Here is a 17,372-nt window from a genome sequence, read left to right on the forward strand (position 1 = left end):
GGAATGTGGCGGCGGTTTCTTCGGCGGACCGCTGGCCATCGGCTTACGCCCGATCGGCTCCAAAGCCCACGACATTGCGATGGACGCAATGTCACGGACGACTGAAAACACGAAGCAGACAGCGCCTGGTTCTCCGATCGCGGCGGATGAATGCCGTCCCTCGCGAGAGCCATCAGGCTTGCCTGCAATGAAAGGCAGGTAGCGCACCATGTCGAATCCAGCGGCAGCGATGGAAGGCCACAAGCCCCGGTTTCTGGTCAGGTGGCTGTACTCGACCAACCACAAGGACATCGGGACGCTCTACCTGCTCTTCTCGATCTTGGCGGGGATTCTCGGCACCGCGCTTTCGATGCTGATCCGGATAGAGTTCCAGGAGCCAGGGCTGCAGATATTCAGGGATCCGATGGCCTACAATGTCGTGGTCAGCTCCCACGGCCTCATCATGATCTTCTTCGTTCTCATGCCGGCCCTGATCGGCGGCTTCGGCAACTGGATGGTACCGATCATATCGGCGCACCCGACATGGCGTTTCCGCGCATGAACAATATCTCGTTCTGGCTGCTGGTGATGGCGTTCATCCTCTTCATCACCTCGATGTTCGTGCCGGGAGCGCCAGGCACGCTCGGCCATGGCGGCGGCTGGACGCTCTACCCGCCGCTTTCGACCTCCGGCCAGCCTGGTCCCGCGGTCGATCTCGTCATCCTTTCGATCCACCTTGCGGGAGCGTCATCAATCCTCGGCGCGATCAACTTCATCACGACCATCTTCAACATGCGCGCGCCAGGAATGACGATGCACAAGATGCCGCTCCTTGCCTGGGCGATGCTGGTGACCGCTTTCATGCTGCTGATGTCGCTGCCGGTGCTGGCCGGAGCGATCACGATGCTGCTCACGGACCGCAACTTCGGTACGACGTTCTTCGTTCCTGATGGCGGCGGTGACCCGATCCTCTACCAGCACCTGTTCTGGTTCTTCGGCCATCCGGAGGTCTATATCATGATCCTGCCCGGCTTTGGCATCATCAGCCACGTCATCTCGACCTTCGCCAGGAAGCCAATCTTCGGCTATCTCGGCATGGCGTATGCGATGGTGGCGATCGGCCTGATCGGCTTCCTCGTCTGGGCGCACCATATGTATACGACCGGCATCTCCCTCGACAGCCAGCGCTACTTCGCCTTCGCCTCGATGGTCATCGCCGTTCCCACAGGCGTGAAGGTGTTTTCGTGGCTGGCCACAATGTGGGGCGGATCGATCGAGTTCAAGACACCGATGCTGTGGGCTATCGGCTTCGTCTTGCTCTTCACCGTCGGCGGCGTCACCGGGATCATGGTCGCCAGCCCCGGAATCGACCGCTCGTTGCACGACACCTATTTCGTGATTGCCCACTTCCACTATGTGCTGTCACTGGGCGCGGTCTTCGCCATCTTCGCTGGCTGGTACTACTGGTTCCCGAAGATGACCGGATACATGTACAGCGAGACGCTCGGGAAACTGCATTTCTGGACGATGTTCATCGGCGTCAATCTCGTCTTCTTCCCGCAGCATTTCCTCGGCATGGCCGGCATGCCGCGCCGCTACGCTGATTATCCCGATGCCTTCGCCGGCTGGAATTTCGTCTCCTCGATTGGCTCCTACATCTCGACCGCGGGGCTGTTCATCTTCTTCGTCGCGGTCGCAGAAGCTTTCAGCCGCAAGCGCCCGGCCAGCGCCAACCCGTGGGGCGAAGGGGCGACCACACTTGAATGGCAGCTGCCGTCGCCGCCGCCATTCCATCAGTGGGAAAGGCTGCCCCGGATCCACTGATATGGGCATCTTCGACAAGTCGATGGGTGAATGTCATGAGCGAGACCTCAGACCCGACCAGCCAGATCCTTCTCGTTGCGATTCTCGCGCTTTATTGGGCCATGCTTGGGAGTTGGAGCCAGCTCCTCTCCCGCTGGAACGACGAGAGGGCCAAGCGGGACACTGCAGCGGCGCGGCGGGACGAAAGTGCCGAACACACATCCTGTGCGGACATGTCCCAGGATGCGCTTCGCAAGATCGACCCGGATTTCGATCTCGCGGCATTTCTGGCCGGCGCCAGGAGGGCCTATGAAGCGATACTGCGGGCGTTTGCGGAGAGTGACATCCAGACATTGCAGCGCCTCGTCGGGCCGGAAGTGCTTGATGCCTTCGAACGAGATATCGTCGGGCGGCGCGATCGGCAAGAGATGCTGGAACTCACCTTCATCAGGACAGACGAAACGAAGGTTGTCGATGCTTTCGTGGAGAATGGCACCGCTGAGATAGTTGTTCGATACGTTTCCGACGTAGTCAGCGTTACACGCTCTGCCGACAATGCAGTCGTCGCCGGCGATCCCTGGGAGATCGTTGAGATGATCGATACGTGGACGTTCGCCTGTCAAACCCAGTCAAGGAAGCGGAACTGGATGTTGATCGCCACCGAGGGCGAACAACAACAAGCCTGAGTTCTTGCGATAGGGTCCGGCGGCAGGCTTGTCACGGTTAACGAGCACCAACCCAGCGGGCTGGGATGCGTTCGCGAAATCTGTCAGCAGGTGGGATGCACTCCGCCATCGGTGCCGGCGATCAGTTCGACATGAGCCGGTTCAGCCGATCAGCTTCAAGTAGCGAGCGGGTAGCGCCGCCGAAGATCCACTCCCTGAACCTGCTGTGGCCATAGGCGCCGGATATGACGAGATCCGCGTTCATTGCGCCGGCGACGTCGGCGATCGTTCGGCCATTGGATTTTTCCGGAAACACCTCCGCCTTGGCCTCTACGCCGTGCATGTCCAGGAAGGCGACAACATCATCCAGCCCGTTCCAGGTTTGGTCAGTTGGGCCATCGTCGATCGTAATGACCCCAACCTCCTGAGCCATCCGCAAAAAGGGCATGGCATCTAGAACCGCGCGCCTGGCTTCACGCGTGTCCTTCCATCCGACCAGAACCTTGTCGATGCGGAAATTCTCCTGGTTGGTCGCTGCCAAAAATACGGGCCGTCCGGCCTGAAGGATCAGATTGCCGAGGTCGGTCGACCGATACGCGTCGTCGAAACTGGCACCCTCCGGCGATGCTGTGACGATGACATCGGCCAACCGCGCCGATTCAATTAGCGAGCGGGTCGGATTGCCCACGGTCCCACGCCATTGCGTATGAACCGTCGTGCCAGCAATGCTTTCGAACTGCGCGTGGAGGTCCTCGAGCCGTCGCTTGATGTTCTTGCGCTGGCGCGTCATGCTCTCGCCTTCGAAGGCCACTCCACCTTCCATTACAACCGGCGGCGGAACGTCGGCGGCCGACAGACCTATCAGGCGCGCGTCGAAGCGCTGGGCGAGATCGACTCCGAGCTTGACAACAGGAGCGACCATCCCGTCGATGTCGAGATTGAGAACGATCGACTTGTAGCCCATGTTGGCTTTTCTTCCGTTGGTTGCGGTTGATCGCGGCGCCGGAACGCAACGTCAACAGGGCCCGCCGCGAGATCCGGCAAGGTTTCAACAAACTCAATGACGAACGATGGTTGGAGTGAGGAGTACGCCGGCCGGCGCGATCGTCAGGTCCCCGCCTACTCGAACATAATCCGAGCGGTGCCTCTTTTGGCGATCAAGGCTCTGCGAACTTCCTGAACCCGTTCAGCCTCTCGTTTGGTATAGGGGCCCATCGGCCGGGTCTTTTCATTGCCGCGACGGACCTGGCAGTACCAACGACCGCTGTCGGAGAAGATTGCGACCGACGTCGGCATCTGATGGGACTCTTGTTCGGCAACCTCCTTGGCGAACTCGACGATCTTGGAATGATGCTGAGTGGGCGCAATGACTTGCAAATCCCTGGCAACGTCCTGTTGCAATGCGGACATAGATCGGTCTCCTTTCGGTCACGGTGACATGCTCGGCTGCGTCATTCTCGGTGCGCTCCCACTGCCGACATAGTTGATGGGCACATCGTAATGCTGGCTCCAGAAGAACGGCACCGCCGCGAACTTCTCGCGATGGCCAAGCATGTTGAGTGCGGCGGTGCGACCTTGTCTCTCCGCAACCGAATGCTTTACCCGAAGATTCTCGCCACTATGCGGATCGGGCCACCGGGCAATGTCGCCGGCCGCGAAAATTCCGGGCGCGCTTGTTTCCAAAAACGCGTTCACCGCAACGCCGCGATTGAGTTTGAGCCCGGCCTTTTCGGCGAGACCTATGCGTGGCCTGACGCCGACGCCGGCCACGACGAAATCCGCCATCAACGTGCCGCCGCTGCTGAGCTTCATCTTGTTGCCGTCGATGCTGGCCGCAGTCGCCTCGAGATGGAAGACGACACCCTTCTCCTCATGGAGGGCGCGGATGAAGTCGCCCATCCGCGGACCCAGGACCCGCTCCATAGGCCGTCTGTCCGGCGCTACGACATGAACGTCGATGCCGCGCGAGCGCAGCGCCGCCGCAACCTCGAGGCCGATGAAACTGGCGCCGAGCACGGCGCAGCGTCGCGCATTCGCGGCCCGCTCGATAATCGCCTTGCAGTCGGCGAAAGAGCGCAGCGTGTGGACAAATGATTGCTCGGCTCCGGGGGTAGCAAGCCGAACTGGTTCGGCCCCCGTGGCAAGGAGCAGCCTTTCGTAAGAAATCGTGCTGCCATCCGACAGCACAACCTCGCGGGACCGCGGGTCGATGCGGTCGGCCTTTGTGTCGAGACGCAGGTCGATGTTGTTTTTCGAATAATACTTCTCGCCGCGCAGCGGAATCCAATCCTGCGGCGCCCTGCCGGCGAGATAGTCCTTTGAGAGGTTCGGTCTGTCGACGGGCGGCGCCTGGTCATCGCTGATCATGGTGATGCTGCCCTGGTATTGCTCACGCCGCAGTGTCTCAACGGCAGCGAAACCAGCCGCGCCACCCCCGACAATGACAATTCTTTCCGGAGCCGCACCGCCATCTCGCACCACCGGTGCCGTTCGCTTACGCTTCTCGACCACGAATATCTTGCCTTCTCGCTGTTCCACAGACCAGCAGGCGAGCGGGCTGAAGGCGGGCGCGCGCAGCGCCTCGCCCGTGCGCAGATCGAAGCACGCGTGATGCCACGGACACCGAACCGTGTCTTCTGCTACCAGACCGTCGACGAGCGGCCCGCCGTAATGCGTGCATGTCGCGCTGACCGCGAATACCTCGCTCCCGCGGCGCACCAGCAGCACCTGCTCGTCGCCGCAATGGCCGACGAGCTTGCCGCCATCCTCAAGATCGGCGATCGCGATGCCCTGAACCAGATCCGGACCGTTTGCCTTCGAATGGCTCCCAGCCATTTTCGTCTCCGTTGGCGATTCTCAGCGCAAGATCGATAACTGGAGCCTCGATAGACTTCGCACGCCCTGAACATGTTCCATCCAGGCGCGCCTTCAGACCGACGCTTTCGTTTTCACCGGAGCTCCCGACTAAAGCGGAACCGCTACGTCCCAGTCTCCTGCCATCCAGGGCACCATGCAAACGAATTTAGTGAGCGATTGAATGCATTTTTTGTGTTGGATTCCAGGAGCATGTGATGGACGGACGAAGTGAGGACAAAGTGAACACGCCGGCCACTTTGAGGCTGTCGGTGTCACCACGGCGCGTGTTCTCGACCAGCCCGTCCCTTGGGCTGCTCACGGCTCAAGTCGGACCGCCGGCCAGCAAGTTTTAAAGGATCGCTTGCCTAGTCTTGCCCCAGTCCGCGAGAAAGGATGCCAACCCCTTGTCGGTGAGTGGATGCTTGGCAAGGCTCCGAAGTACAGTTGGGGGAATGGTCGCAATATCGGCGCCTGCAATTGCCGCAGCTTTGACATGGAGTGGAGTGCGTATTGAAGAAGCCAGGATTTCCGTCGTGAAGCATGCGTCGTTGTCGTAGATCGCGCGGATTTCCCGGACCACTTCCATGCCGTCCAATCCGAGGTCGTCGAGCCTGCCGATGAAGGGCGAAATGAACGTCGCGCCCGCCTTGGCCGCAAGCAATGCTTGGTTTGCGGAAAAGCACAGCGTGACATTGACCTTGTGGCCGAGGCGAGCGAGCGCCCGACAAGCCCTGAACCCATCCCAGGTGGATGGTACCTTGATGGCCACGGTGGTCGCGATGCTCGCCAAACGCTCTCCTTCGGCAATCATGCCGTCGAAGTCGGTCGCGGTGACTTCCGCTGAAACCGGGCCTTCGATCGTCCCGCAGATCTCCTTGATCACATCCCTGATCGGCCGACCGGTCTTCGAGATGAGCGACGGGTTCGTGGTCACCCCATCGACAAAGCCTGCCGCGGCAAGCTCGCGAATTTCAGATATATCGGCTGTATCGACAAAGAATTTCATTGTGCGTCTCCTCGATGATTTGATGAACCTTGCTCGGTTTGGTTCCAGAAAAGTGATTTGAACCCGCTGTAGTGGTCACACGCCCCATGTCCTTGATGGCACAAAGGCAGGGCGGCGCGACGTCTCTAGCGATGTCCCAGCAAAATCTCTCTCAGGACGACGGCATCGTTGTGGGCCTCGTCATGAGCCGAGTAGACGAGCGTGACAGGGCCGTGTCGTATCAGGTCGCGGAGCCGGTCGAGCTCATCGCCATGCGCGTGGATTTCCGCCGCATATCTCCGACGGAATTCGTCCCAGCGGGCGGGATCGTGTCCGAACCATTTCCGAAGCTCGGTGCTTGGCGCGAGTTCTTTCATCCAGCAGTCGATGCCGGCATCGATCTTCTTGACCCCGCGCGGCCAAAGCCGGTCAATCAGCACCCGCGTGCCATCGTCGGCAGCTGGGCTCTCATAGGCGCGCTTCAGTTTTATGCTCTCGTCGATGGCTTTTCCGCTCATCCGTCCGTCTCCTTTCGTTGACGGCATCGAGAAGCCCGGAGAACTCGTTTCGAAGGATCATCTCGTCGGCTTGATCGGATACGATGACGAAGATGCTGCCCCGATACCGTTCGATCCAGTGATGGCCGGTTCCGTGGCTTCGCAGGTAGTCGCCGATCTGATGAACGGTCGAATACCCCAGGCCCTGATGCAGGAGGAATTTCATAAGATTGTGCTTTGCAAGCCGGACAGATCGTCCCTGGCTCAGGGAGAGGCCTTCTGTCCTTGGGCGTTGAACTGTTTCAGATAGGCGATCACATCGGCGATCTCCTGGTCTTTGCTGAGACCAGCGAATGTCATCTTCGTGCCGGGCACCAACTTGCGCGGCGCGTGCAGATATGTGGTCAGCGTCGGTTCATCCCAGGTCAGGCCCGAATTCTTGTTCGCCGCGGAATAGCTGTAACCAGGGTAAGTGCCTGCTGCACGGCCAACGACGCCATTCAATACCGGCCCTACCCCGTTCTTGGCGTCGGGCCCGACCGCATGGCAGGCCATGCATCTCTTGAAGACCGAGGCGCCGGCGTCAGCATCGCCAGGAGATTTGTCCTGCGCCTGCGCAGATCCGACTGCGGTGAGAACCACGGTCGTCAATCCAAGAATGGTTGATCTCATCTTCGCGTGCTTTCAATGAGGGGCGGCTTGGTTGCCGCCAAGCCACCCTGGTTATGTCGGTATTCGAAACGCACAGCCTGTCGGATCCGAAGCTTGGATCCGGACCCGGCAGACTTGCCTCAGGAGGGAACCAATGGGCCGGGGTTCTTCAGATAATTCTTGATCGCGTCCGCCGCCCAATAGGCAAGAGCGCCCACCGGTCCGGTCGGATTCTTCCCGGCGTTCTGCGGAAATACGCAGGCGCCGGTGACGAATACGTTCGGGACATCCCAGACCTGAAGATGTTTGTTCACGACACTGGTGGTGGGGTCGGCGCCGAAAACGGCCCCGCCGGTATTGTGAGTGCTCTGATAGGGAACGATGGAATAGGGCACCGGCGGAATGCTCCGGTCGACCCTGATCGCACCCATCTCCTTGGCGATTGTCACGCAGATGTCGGCCTGGCCGTTCATCTGCTTTATTTCGTTATCCTGGAAATCGAACGTCATCCTCATCAGCGGGCGTCCGAAGATGTCCGTATAGGTCGGATCGAGGCTGAGATAGTTCTGCCTGTAGGCCATCACCGCGCCTTGATTGCCAACGTTGGCAGCATGGTCATAGTTGTCGACCACTGCTTTCTTCCAGTCCGAGCCCCAGCGCGGCGTGCCATGGGGTGTCGGATGTGACTGGATAGGCCGGGCGCCCGAGTTGCTGCAACTGATACCGCCGCCGCCGATGTATCCGGCCTTCACGAAATCGTAGTTGTCGCCGTTGAAATCATCCATGCAGGTGCCGAGCGCGCCGGCGCCCATGAAGCGGTTCAGGATGGTCTTCTTGTCGAAGAAGGCGGTAGCCCCGCCGCCGCACTGGTAGGCATAGTTTCGGCCGACCACGCCTTTACCCGTGGCGGGATCGTAAGGAACGCCGATCCCCGACTGCAGCAGCAGGTTGACGTTCCCGAGCGCGTAGGCCGACAGGATGATAAGGTCGGCAGGTTGTTCGAATTCTCGCCCGCGAGCGTCGAGATAGCTGACGCTGACGGCCTTCTTGCGGGTCGAATCGAGATTGATCTTCAGCACGATCGAATTTGTGCGCAGTTCGAAATTCGGATTCTTCAGCGCCAGCGGAATAACGGTGAAATGCGGGCTGGCTTTTGCATTCGCCTCGCAGCCGAAACGCTCGCAGTAGCCGCAGTAGTGGCATTGGCCGAACGCCACGCCATCGGGATTGACGTAATCGCGAGACGCGTTGGACGAGGGGTTTGGGAAGGGATGGTAGCCGAGATTGCGGGCCGCCTTCTCGAACATCACCATGCTCTGCGCGGCGATCATTGGCGGGTTGGGATAATCCTCCTTACGCGCGCCCTCGAAGATATTGCCGCCGTCGATTTTCTTGCCGTTGAGATTGCCGGCCTTGCCGGAGGTGCCGCAGGTCTTTTCGAACTTGTCGTAATAGGGTTCGAGATCGTCATAGGTGATCGGCCAGTCCTGCAGGTGCATGTCCGAAGGGATGATCTTTTCGCCGTACTTGTCGACGGTCCGGGTGCGCGCCTGATGATCCCATTCGAGCCAGCGCCAGGTCACGCCGTTCCAATGCACGCCGGCACCGCCGACACCCTGCCCTGGCAAGAACGAGCCGAGTTGACGCATCGGCAGCGCCGTTTGCGATTCACTATTGCGGAATGTGATGGTTTCCCGCCGCACGTTCTGCATGAGGTCGTGGCGGGCGGCGTAGCGCAGTTCGTCGTGGATTTCAGGATCGATGAAATCCGGATTGGTGTCACGCGGGCCTCCCCGCTCAAGGGCGACGATCTTGAGCTTGGTGGATGCAAGCTCCTTGGCAATGATGCCGCCTGTCCACCCCAGACCGACAATCAGCACATCGACCGGGTTCAGTTTGGTGGCCATGTCAAAGTCTCCTTTTTCTTGCGGCGATCAAATGAGGTCCTGGATGCCCTTCGGTTCAGCCTTGTAGGGCTTGTTCCGGAACGGCTCGATCTTGTCCGCGTACATGGCATCTGCGCCGGGGAAGCCGATCATCTTCCAGGCAGCCGCGTCCTTGTTCCCGCCGTACATCGGGTCCGCGAAATAACCCTCGATCGTGAGCTGCAGAAGGAGGCTGAAGAAGGTTGCAGCGGGCACCGTTGGAAGCTCGGTCTTCGTGGCCTCAAGGTCCGCCATAGTGGCGGCGCGATCCTTTGCCGAAAGGGCCGCGAAGCTGTTCTTGTGGCTTTTCTGTACGACGGCATTGACGTCGGCGATTCCCGCCCGGATCAGCTCCGAGGGCGTCATCGGCAATTGATATCCCTGCCCGGGCGTACCCTCGCCAAACGGCCCTTCCAGATAAAGCCGGTCGCCCTTGCCGTATCCGCTGGCCATCTGCCGGTCGATGTATGTCGCCACGCCAAGCTCCTTGGCTCCGGGACCGGCCGCATCGTTTGGAATGAGCGTGTCGACCGCCGCCTCGACGAAGGCGGATTCGTCGACATTGAAGAATTCGTAGCCACCGCCTCGGGCACGAGGTTCGGCGGCGTGATGGTGCTTCGTGTCCGTGGCGGCCGCTGCCACGATCTCGTCCGCCGATGCGGATCCGCCAAACGGCAGGGTGCCCGCTGCCGCGCCAGCCGCGCCGAACAGTTTTAGAAAGTCACGACGTCCGACATCGCCTTGGCCGTTCTTTTCATTCGTCGACATGATCGCTCCTGTGACACTGCGGGCAAACGAGGGGGTGAGGATGGAGAGGCCTATGCCCGCTCCATCCCGGCGCTGCGCCGCGTTCAGCGCTCAATCCGGTGAGTATTCGGAGAGCCTAATGTTCGCGCCTACTATGTGGCAAACGAAATTCATTGACATTTAAGCGCAACTTTTATGCTATTAGCGGTCATGGATATCGAACTCGCTCGCACCTTTGTTGAGATCGTCTCGACCGGGAGCTTCATTCGCGCCTCGGAGCGCTTGAACGTCGCCCAGACGACCGTCAGCGCACGGATCCGCAACCTCGAGCAACAATTGGGCCGACCACTCTTCGTTCGCCACAAAGGCGGCGCTTCGCTCACGCCCGCGGGTGAGCAATTTCTGCGGCACGCTCCGATGTTCGTCCAACTATGGCAACGCACCCTTCACCAGGTTGCCGTGCCTACGGGACGCCGGGCTGTTCTGACGGTCGGCAGCGAAGTCAGCCTTGCGCAACCTCTTCTGCTCGATTGGGTCCGATGGATGCGCCGCTCGCTTCAGGATATTGCACTTAGAGTGCATGTCGATGTGCCACAGGACCTGATCAACCAGGTCGCCTCGGGAATGGTCGACATAGCCATCATGTACGCGCCCCCACACAGACTGGGCTTGAAGATCGATCTGCTTCTTGAGGAAAAACTGGTTCTCGCGACCACCAACCCCGAAGCGCAACTCCTGGACGGATCCGATTATGTCTATATGGATTGGGGGCCGGATTTTGAGCTTCATCACGGCGTGAATTTCCCGAGTGCTGCGCCGGATCTTTCCTTCGACCTCGGTCCGCTCGGATTGAACTATGTTCTGGCCGCTGGCGGGTCCGGATATTTCCGAATGAGCTCTGTGCAACCTCACATAGAAGCCGGCCGGCTTCATCTTGTGCCTGAAATGCCCCAGTTCTCCTATCCGGTGTACGCGGTGCAATCCGCGAGTGCGGATGAGAGCGTAGTAGGTCCTGCCCTGTCAGGATTACATGCCGTTGCAGGCGGCGACGTTAAATTCTAGTCATTCTTGACGAGGCTTTGACATCCGGTCGGATTGACGGGAACAGCAGGTCGACTGTCGTCCCAATCCCCGGCTCGCTTGCAATGCGAACATGGCCGCCGATCATACGCATCAATGCGCGCACTTGCGGCAGCCCCATGCCGGTACCTTCCTCACCCTTCGTGGTGAAGAAAGGATCGAACGCGTTTCGCAACACTTCGGCGGTCATGCCGCAACCTTGGTCCTTGACGCTAACGCAGACATAGGTTCCCGGCCCCGGCGGATCGGGTGTCGCGGTCTCCTGCACCAACGGTCCGGTGATGACTCTGATCTCGCCGCCATTTGGCATGGCATCGCGCGCGTTGACGACGAGATTAAGCACTGCGGTGTCGAACAATGCGGGATCGATCAGGCAGTCGGGAGTTTCTGCACCGAGTTCAAGCTCGACGCGCACATCGGGTCCGCCGCCGTACCTCAGCAAAGGCGCGAAGGATCTGAGGAATTCATTCACGTCGCCAGCATGAGCATCAAGTTCCTGGTGCTTTGCAAAGGCGAGGAGCTGCGAGGTCAAATCGATCCCGCGATTGATTCCTTCTCGCGCCAGCGTGATGCAGGCCCTCACACGGTTGGGCTCGTCGGCTCTTGCTTCGGCAAGCCTCAGGCCGGACTCGATGACCGCCAGCAGGTTCCTGAAGTCATGCGCAATGCCGCCAGCCATCTCCCCCAATGCAGCAAGGCGATTCCTCGCACGCTCGCGTCCCTCGACTACGGCCCAGCCATCGATAGAAGCGTCCAGCAACTGAGAGCGCCCGCCTCGCCCAGCTTGAGACCGCGACTGATTTTCGCATGTATGCACGTCGACTGTCATGAGAGCCCTCCCCCAATCGACGACAGCCGGGAACTCGTGCCCCGGTCTGACGCAGCATCCAATCTTTCCTTGTTTCAGCCCGGTCCCGTAGGCATGGTCTGATCGCGCCGGACGAACCCTCGTGTCATGATGTCTTCGACTTTCGGAAATGCCTTGAGGGCCACCTCCGGCAGATCGCCATTCGGGCCAACCAGCTCGCTCCAGCCATGTGCCTCGGGCGCGCCGACGATGATACGTCCGACCATTCCGGCGTGCTCATGCGGGATGCAATAGTAGTCATAGACCCCCTTCTCGATGAAAATGACCGAAAAGCTCTCGTTGGGCAGGAGGTAATCGGAATCCCACGGTTTTGCCGCCTTGGGCATGCGGCGCGGTCTCCCGAAGTTCGTCGGACTGTAGGCAGTCGTCGTGTGCGAATTGCCGGAATTGAGATTCGTCCAGCGCACCGTCTGTCCCGGTTCGACCAGGATGCCGATCGGGTCGAACCAGACCTGTGAGCCGTCGTCGCGGCCTCGCATTCTGATTTCCACCACCTCGTCGGCCCACGCGACCTGGGGAGAGAGGGAAAGGGCAGCCACAAGCCCGCCACCCCCGCCCAGTACCTGACGACGTGTGAAGCTCATTTGGCGACACGTGCTTCGTCGGCGGTAGAGACGTGCCACAACACGACGTGGACGTGCGGTTCCGGAACGCCGGGATGCCCGGCATTGTAGTAGATGTCGACATGGTCGACATTGCCGCCTGGCGCCTTGAGGTCGTCCAAACGCTTGTCCGGATTGAGATCCTTGATCGGCAGCATATAGATGGTGCTGACAAGCTTGCCGTCATGGTCATAGGCAAGGAACGGGCCGGCAGGCAATGTCGTCGGATCGACGAAAAGTTGGCCCATGCCCGGCAGGAAGTCGGGCAGCTTCACGAGCTTGCTGACCTGTTCGTAAGGAGCCGCTGGTGGGGCTTTGGTGACCTCATCCGCCGCCATGGCGCAAAGCGAACTGCCCGCTGTGAAGGCAACTGCGAGGATGAGTTTTTTCATCACGGTATCTCCTTGTTGAACTAAAAATGCGACCACCGTTGATCTATAGGAAGGTGGACAACCGATATTCATTGGTGAGACGGGCATATCGCGTCCAAACCAGCAAGCAGGAGACTGTTCCGGTCGTCAAACGAAATTAACTGTTGTCTCAGTGCACTATTTTTGCTCGTCAGGTCGCGTACGGTTTGCTTGATTTCGAAAAATCTTTCACTATCTTCGAACTGCTATGCATATTTTTAACCTCGATTTCCGGCGAATGCCGAAACGCCTCAAAACGGGCCATTAACCCGGACGCGAGAGGGCCCTGGCTGCGCGTCCGGGACGGCCAGGATCTCAACTTCATTCGAAAGTGATTTCGGCTCTGCCTAAGCAGCGCGGCTGAACACTCATTTGCGCCTGCGTTTGGATCGACGCGGAGGTTTGACCCCGATTATGTCCCCCATCTTGTTGGAAGAAGACATCTCGCTTGACCTTGTGACAAAGGGAAAGCAATCAGCCTTGTCGAAAATCGCGATCAGGATCGCTCGAAGGAGTGGACTTGACGAGAAGGTGGTTCTCCGCGGTCTTTTCGACCGCGAGCGCCTCGCCTCGACTGGCATTGGTCGTGGCGTGGCGATCCCGCACGCTCTGCTGGAGAACATCTCCTCGCCTGTCGCGTCTTTGACACGCTTGGCCCCGCCTGTGGATTTCGACGGTCCCGACGACGACCCAGTCGATCTCGTTTACACTATCCTTTGGCCGCGCTCAGCCTCTTGCGCCTTCCTCCCTGCCCTTTCGCGAATATGCCGGCTGCTTCGGGCATCTCAGGTTCGGGAGCGGCTCCGCCTTGCACAATCCGCAGATGAGGCGTTGACCGTTCTCGAAACTCAGCTGCTCCCGAGTTCCACCAATTTGCATATTTCCCCGGATCAGATGCTCGGACAGCGCACCGACAGCTTTCGCGTACCAACGAAGCCTACCGGCGCGGTCACGATCACCGCCACACCGGCAAGCATTGCCGAGACTGTAAACATCACCACGGTCGCATTTGCTATGGCGATACTGGGACAAACATCCCTGTTTTTATGTCCTTGAGGACAACATTGGTGTGCATTCGCTTGATCTGTGGATTTTGGGACATGATCTGCGCGGTGATCTCGTCGTACTGCTCCACATCCTGTGCCGTGATGATTGCAACGAGATCCACTGATCCAGTCACATAGTAGACCTGTTGGATGTGATCCTGTTTCTCGACCCAAGCCCGGAATTTCGATAGAGCATCGTAGTTTTCGCGCTCGATCTCCATTCCGACAATGAACGTCATCGGACTTCCAGCAACCTTGCGGTCCACAAGGGCGATTTCCGCGGAGATGATCCGTTCCTCCCGCATCCGCTTAATGCGCCGCTGAACAGCGGACGCTGAAAGGCCAACCATCTCTCCAATGGCTTCCGCCTTCATCTGACAATCCCGCTGCATGATCTCAAGGATGGTTCGGTCGAACTGATCCAGTAACTCCGCCATTTTCTCCTCGCACCTGAGACTTTCCGCTGACTATAGTTCCCAATCGCGGTCAATCGTCAAAATTTGGCCGATGCTCGCTTCTCCCGCGACAATTGATGAGTTTTGCGCGTTCCGGGCATTTTGCCGGCTCAGCGTGCAGGCTGACCAGTTCTTTGGCCATTCTGCGAGCTTCGACCTGCCTCTCGGCTCGTTCATCATCGATCCATCGCTCACGAGAGGAATTGGCATGACACAGTACAATATCGCGCTTATCGGTTTCGGCGGTGTCAACCGCGCCTTGGCCGAGCTGATCGCAGGAAGCAATGATCGTTGGAATGCCGAACTCGGCTTCCGTTTAAACATCGTCGCTGTTACCGATCTCCATCTCGGCTCAGTCATTTCTCCCAACGGCATCGACGCGCGCATGCTGGTGGAAACCAGATTCGCGAGGGGCGGGTTCGCACAACTGTCCGGCGGCAGTGCCGAAGCCGACAACGAAAAGGTCATCAAGCAGGCTCCGGCTGACATTGTCGCCGAGGCGACCTTCACCAATCCGGTCGATGGCGAGCCGGCCGTATCCCATTGCCGTTGGGCACTCGAAAGCGGCAAGCACGTCGTCACAACCAACAAGGGCCCGGTTGCCCTGGCGGCCGCGGAGCTGAAGGCACTCGGGGCGCGGCACGGCGTGATGTTTGAACATGAGGGGGCTGTCATGAGCGGCACCCCGGTCATTCGTATGGCCCAAAGGACGCTCGCGGGCGCCGGGCTTCATGGTTTCGAAGGGATTCTGAACGGCACCTCGAACTTTGTTCTTGGCCGCATGGAGGGCGGGCTTTCCTTCGCGGAGGCGGTAAAAGAAGCAAAGGGCCTCGGTTATGCGGAAGCCGACCCTACTGCCGATGTTGAAGGTCACGATGTCCGGTTGAAAGTCGTCATCCTCGCAAATGAACTACTCGGTGGAAAGCTGACGCCGCAGGACGTGGACTGCAAGGGTATTTCGGGCCTGACCGTGGCCGATATCGACGCGGCGACGCGAGAAGGCTATCGCTGGAAGCTGATCGGCTCGGCCTCGGTTCGCCAGGACGGTGGTATCGCAGCCCGTGTGGGACCGCAGCGCCTTGCGCTCGATCATGCGCTCGCCGCCGTTGGCGGGGCGATCAACGCCATCTCGCTCAAGACAGACCTTCTCGGCGCGGTGACGGTGACCGGACCCGGCGCAGGCAGGGTCGAGACGGCTTATGCGCTCCTCTCGGACATCATCACCATCCATCAGTACCGCCCTTCCGCCGACAAGAAGGAAGCTGCGTGATGACCGCTGCAAAATTGCGTATCGCCGATGTGTTCGAGCAGATCGCCGTCAGAAATCCCTATGATGGAACGGTGATCGGCAGCGTCGAAAGCACTGCTGCCGACCAGATTGCGGCGCTCATAGATCGTGCCAAATCCGGAGCTGTCTTGTCGCGAGCGCTGCCGAGACATCAGCGAGCGACAATATTGGAAAAGGCCGCCCGCGCCGTCGAGCGCCAGAACGAAGATTTTGCCCGCTTGATTGTACGGGAAGCCGGCAAAACCATCGTCCAGGCCCGCAAGGAAGCCTTTCGGTGCGTCAACACGCTGAAGCTCTCCGCGGAAGAAGCAAAACGCAACGCCGGTGAGGTCATTCCGTTCGGCGCTTACGCCGGTTCCGAGGCGCGTCAGGGCTGGTTCACGCGGGAGCCGCTAGGGATCATCGCAGCGATTACTCCTTACAACGACCCGCTCAATCTCGTCGCCCATAAGCTCGGGCCGGCAATCGCCGGCGGCAACGCCGTCTTGCTGAAGCCGTCCGAACTGACCCCGCTTTCGGCGATCCGCCTTGTCGAAACGCTGGTCGAAGCCGGGTTGCCTGAGGAGATCATCACGGTCGCTGTCGGCGGCGCCGACCTGGGCAGCGCGATCGTCTCGGCGCGCGATGTCCGAATGGTGTCGTTCACCGGAGGTTTTGCGACCGGAGAAGCAATTGCCAGGACAGCAGGGCTGAAGAAGCTCGCCATGGATCTCGGCGGCAATGCACCTGTCGTAGTCCTGGCGGATTGTGACTTCGCCAAGGCGGTCGATGCGTGCGTGTCGGGCGCGTACTGGGCTGCCGGCCAGAATTGCATCGGCACCCAGCGGATTATCATCCAGGCGCCGGTCTATGAGCGGTTCCGTGAAGCGTTCGTGGCTGGTACGCGCAACCTGCTTGCCGGCAATCCAGAGCGCGAGGATACCGACGTCGGCCCGATGATTTCGGAACAGGCGGCCAAACGCGCGGAGACGATGGTCGACGACGCCATTGCCGCGGGAGCAAAGCTCCTGTGCGGGCACCGTCGAGCAGGAACAGTCTATCAGCCAACCGTGCTGGAAGGTGTGCCGAAGACATGTCGATTGTGGGCGGAGGAAGTCTTCGCGCCCGTCGTCCTCCTGCAATCCTTCGATACACTCGCCGATGCGATCGTGATGGCGAACGGTCCCGAATACAGCCTGCACGCAGGCGTCTTCACCAACAACATCGGCGACGCATTGGATGCCGCCGGGCAGATCGAGGCAGGAGGAGTGATGATCAACGACTCTTCCGATTATCGATTTGATGCCATGCCGTTCGGCGGTTTCAAGTATGGCGCCATGGGGCGTGAAGGCGTTCGCTTTGCCTACGAAGAGATGACACAGCCAAAGGTCATCTGCATCAATCGAGCCTAGCTGTCTTTCTCCCGCAAAAGAGCCGCCTTGAGAGCTCATTTTCCGCGCGTCTGACCACGAATACGCGGGAAAGCCGCATACCGGGCCGGGTACTATCCGGCAAAACCCAATAAGAATTCCATAG

At 59.6% G+C, this 17,372-nt stretch carries 18 protein-coding genes and 1 pseudogene; 6 read left to right on the forward strand and 13 right to left on the reverse strand.

Features of this window, described 5'->3' with window-relative positions; translation table 11 throughout:
- Positions 1-208 precede the first annotated feature (208 nt).
- Both ctaD and P9228_RS26320 read left to right on the forward strand, forming a co-directional pair.
- Positions 209-1,803 (forward strand): annotated as a pseudogene (ctaD, locus tag P9228_RS26315) (cytochrome c oxidase subunit I).
- A 35-nt stretch (positions 1,804-1,838) separates the two neighbouring features.
- Positions 1,839-2,468 (forward strand): Tim44/TimA family putative adaptor protein, encoded by a 630-nt coding sequence (locus P9228_RS26320; RefSeq protein ID WP_278056371.1) that lies wholly within the window; start codon positions 1,839-1,841, stop codon positions 2,466-2,468.
- A gap of 121 nt (positions 2,469-2,589) precedes the next feature.
- Here P9228_RS26320 and P9228_RS26325 read toward each other — a convergent pair whose 3' ends face one another.
- From P9228_RS26325 to P9228_RS26365, 9 genes are all read right to left on the reverse strand, one after another.
- Positions 2,590-3,411, reverse strand: coding sequence for a universal stress protein (locus tag P9228_RS26325; protein ID WP_278056372.1), 822 nt, complete (start codon positions 3,409-3,411; stop codon positions 2,590-2,592).
- A gap of 155 nt (positions 3,412-3,566) precedes the next feature.
- On the reverse strand, positions 3,567-3,857 hold the full coding sequence (locus P9228_RS26330) for a hypothetical protein (protein ID WP_278056374.1): 291 nt from the start codon (positions 3,855-3,857) through the stop codon (positions 3,567-3,569).
- Between the two features lie 18 nt (positions 3,858-3,875).
- Complete coding sequence (locus tag P9228_RS26335) at positions 3,876-5,282, reverse strand: FAD-dependent oxidoreductase (RefSeq protein WP_278056376.1); 1,407 nt, start codon at positions 5,280-5,282, stop codon at positions 3,876-3,878.
- A gap of 370 nt (positions 5,283-5,652) precedes the next feature.
- The gene (gene fsa / locus P9228_RS26340; protein ID WP_067330524.1) at positions 5,653-6,309 is read right to left on the reverse strand and encodes a fructose-6-phosphate aldolase; all 657 of its coding nucleotides are present in this window, start codon (positions 6,307-6,309) and stop codon (positions 5,653-5,655) included.
- Positions 6,310-6,434: 125 nt separating this feature from the next.
- Positions 6,435-6,806 (reverse strand): DUF488 domain-containing protein, encoded by a 372-nt coding sequence (locus tag P9228_RS26345; RefSeq protein WP_095800014.1) that lies wholly within the window; start codon positions 6,804-6,806, stop codon positions 6,435-6,437.
- Positions 6,757-7,011 (reverse strand): hypothetical protein, encoded by a 255-nt coding sequence (locus P9228_RS26350; protein ID WP_127241940.1) that lies wholly within the window; start codon positions 7,009-7,011, stop codon positions 6,757-6,759. The genes P9228_RS26345 and P9228_RS26350 overlap by 50 nt, the downstream gene beginning before the upstream one ends.
- A 38-nt stretch (positions 7,012-7,049) precedes the next feature.
- Complete coding sequence (locus P9228_RS26355; protein ID WP_278056378.1) at positions 7,050-7,457, reverse strand: cytochrome c family protein; 408 nt, start codon at positions 7,455-7,457, stop codon at positions 7,050-7,052.
- Positions 7,458-7,576: 119 nt separating this feature from the next.
- Positions 7,577-9,343, reverse strand: a complete 1,767-nt coding sequence (locus tag P9228_RS26360; protein ID WP_278056380.1) for a GMC family oxidoreductase — start codon at positions 9,341-9,343, stop codon at positions 7,577-7,579.
- A 27-nt stretch (positions 9,344-9,370) separates the two neighbouring features.
- Positions 9,371-10,129 carry a gluconate 2-dehydrogenase subunit 3 family protein gene (locus P9228_RS26365; protein WP_127216077.1) on the reverse strand — a complete coding sequence of 253 codons (759 nt, stop codon included), beginning with the start codon at positions 10,127-10,129 and terminating at the stop codon, positions 9,371-9,373.
- Between the two features lie 189 nt (positions 10,130-10,318).
- Between P9228_RS26365 and P9228_RS26370 the strand changes: the two genes are divergently transcribed.
- Entirely contained in the window at positions 10,319-11,170 is an 852-nt protein-coding gene (locus P9228_RS26370) for a LysR family transcriptional regulator (protein ID WP_278056382.1), read from the forward strand.
- Here the strand turns inward: P9228_RS26370 and P9228_RS26375 are convergent.
- The 3 genes from P9228_RS26375 to P9228_RS26385 form a co-directional block, all read right to left on the reverse strand.
- Positions 11,160-12,017, reverse strand: a complete 858-nt coding sequence (locus P9228_RS26375; RefSeq protein WP_278056383.1) for an ATP-binding protein — start codon at positions 12,015-12,017, stop codon at positions 11,160-11,162. The two genes, P9228_RS26370 and P9228_RS26375, sit on opposite strands and share 11 nt — an antisense overlap.
- A gap of 74 nt (positions 12,018-12,091) precedes the next feature.
- The gene (locus tag P9228_RS26380; RefSeq protein ID WP_278056385.1) at positions 12,092-12,535 is read right to left on the reverse strand and encodes a plastocyanin/azurin family copper-binding protein; all 444 of its coding nucleotides are present in this window, start codon (positions 12,533-12,535) and stop codon (positions 12,092-12,094) included.
- A gap of 101 nt (positions 12,536-12,636) precedes the next feature.
- Complete coding sequence (locus P9228_RS26385) at positions 12,637-13,050, reverse strand: DUF5602 domain-containing protein (protein ID WP_127216081.1); 414 nt, start codon at positions 13,048-13,050, stop codon at positions 12,637-12,639.
- A 432-nt stretch (positions 13,051-13,482) separates the two neighbouring features.
- Here P9228_RS26385 and P9228_RS26390 point away from each other — a divergent pair, with 432 nt between their 5' ends.
- Positions 13,483-14,124, forward strand: a complete 642-nt coding sequence (locus P9228_RS26390) for a PTS sugar transporter subunit IIA (protein ID WP_278056386.1) — start codon at positions 13,483-13,485, stop codon at positions 14,122-14,124.
- On the opposite strand, the gene P9228_RS26395 is transcribed toward P9228_RS26390, so the two are convergent.
- Positions 14,081-14,551, reverse strand: coding sequence for an Lrp/AsnC family transcriptional regulator (locus tag P9228_RS26395; protein ID WP_067330495.1), 471 nt, complete (start codon positions 14,549-14,551; stop codon positions 14,081-14,083). The genes P9228_RS26390 and P9228_RS26395 overlap by 44 nt on opposite strands.
- 226 nt (positions 14,552-14,777) lie before the next feature.
- Here P9228_RS26395 and P9228_RS26400 point away from each other — a divergent pair, with 226 nt between their 5' ends.
- Positions 14,778-15,839, forward strand: coding sequence for a homoserine dehydrogenase (locus tag P9228_RS26400; protein WP_278056464.1), 1,062 nt, complete (start codon positions 14,778-14,780; stop codon positions 15,837-15,839).
- Positions 15,839-17,248, forward strand: coding sequence for an aldehyde dehydrogenase family protein (locus tag P9228_RS26405; RefSeq protein ID WP_278056388.1), 1,410 nt, complete (start codon positions 15,839-15,841; stop codon positions 17,246-17,248). Before P9228_RS26400 ends, P9228_RS26405 begins: the two co-directional genes overlap by 1 nt.
- The last annotated feature ends 124 nt before the right edge of the window (positions 17,249-17,372 follow it).

Source organism: Mesorhizobium sp. WSM4898 (assembly GCF_029625845.1).
Taxonomy (GTDB): Bacteria; Pseudomonadota; Alphaproteobacteria; order Rhizobiales; family Rhizobiaceae; genus Mesorhizobium.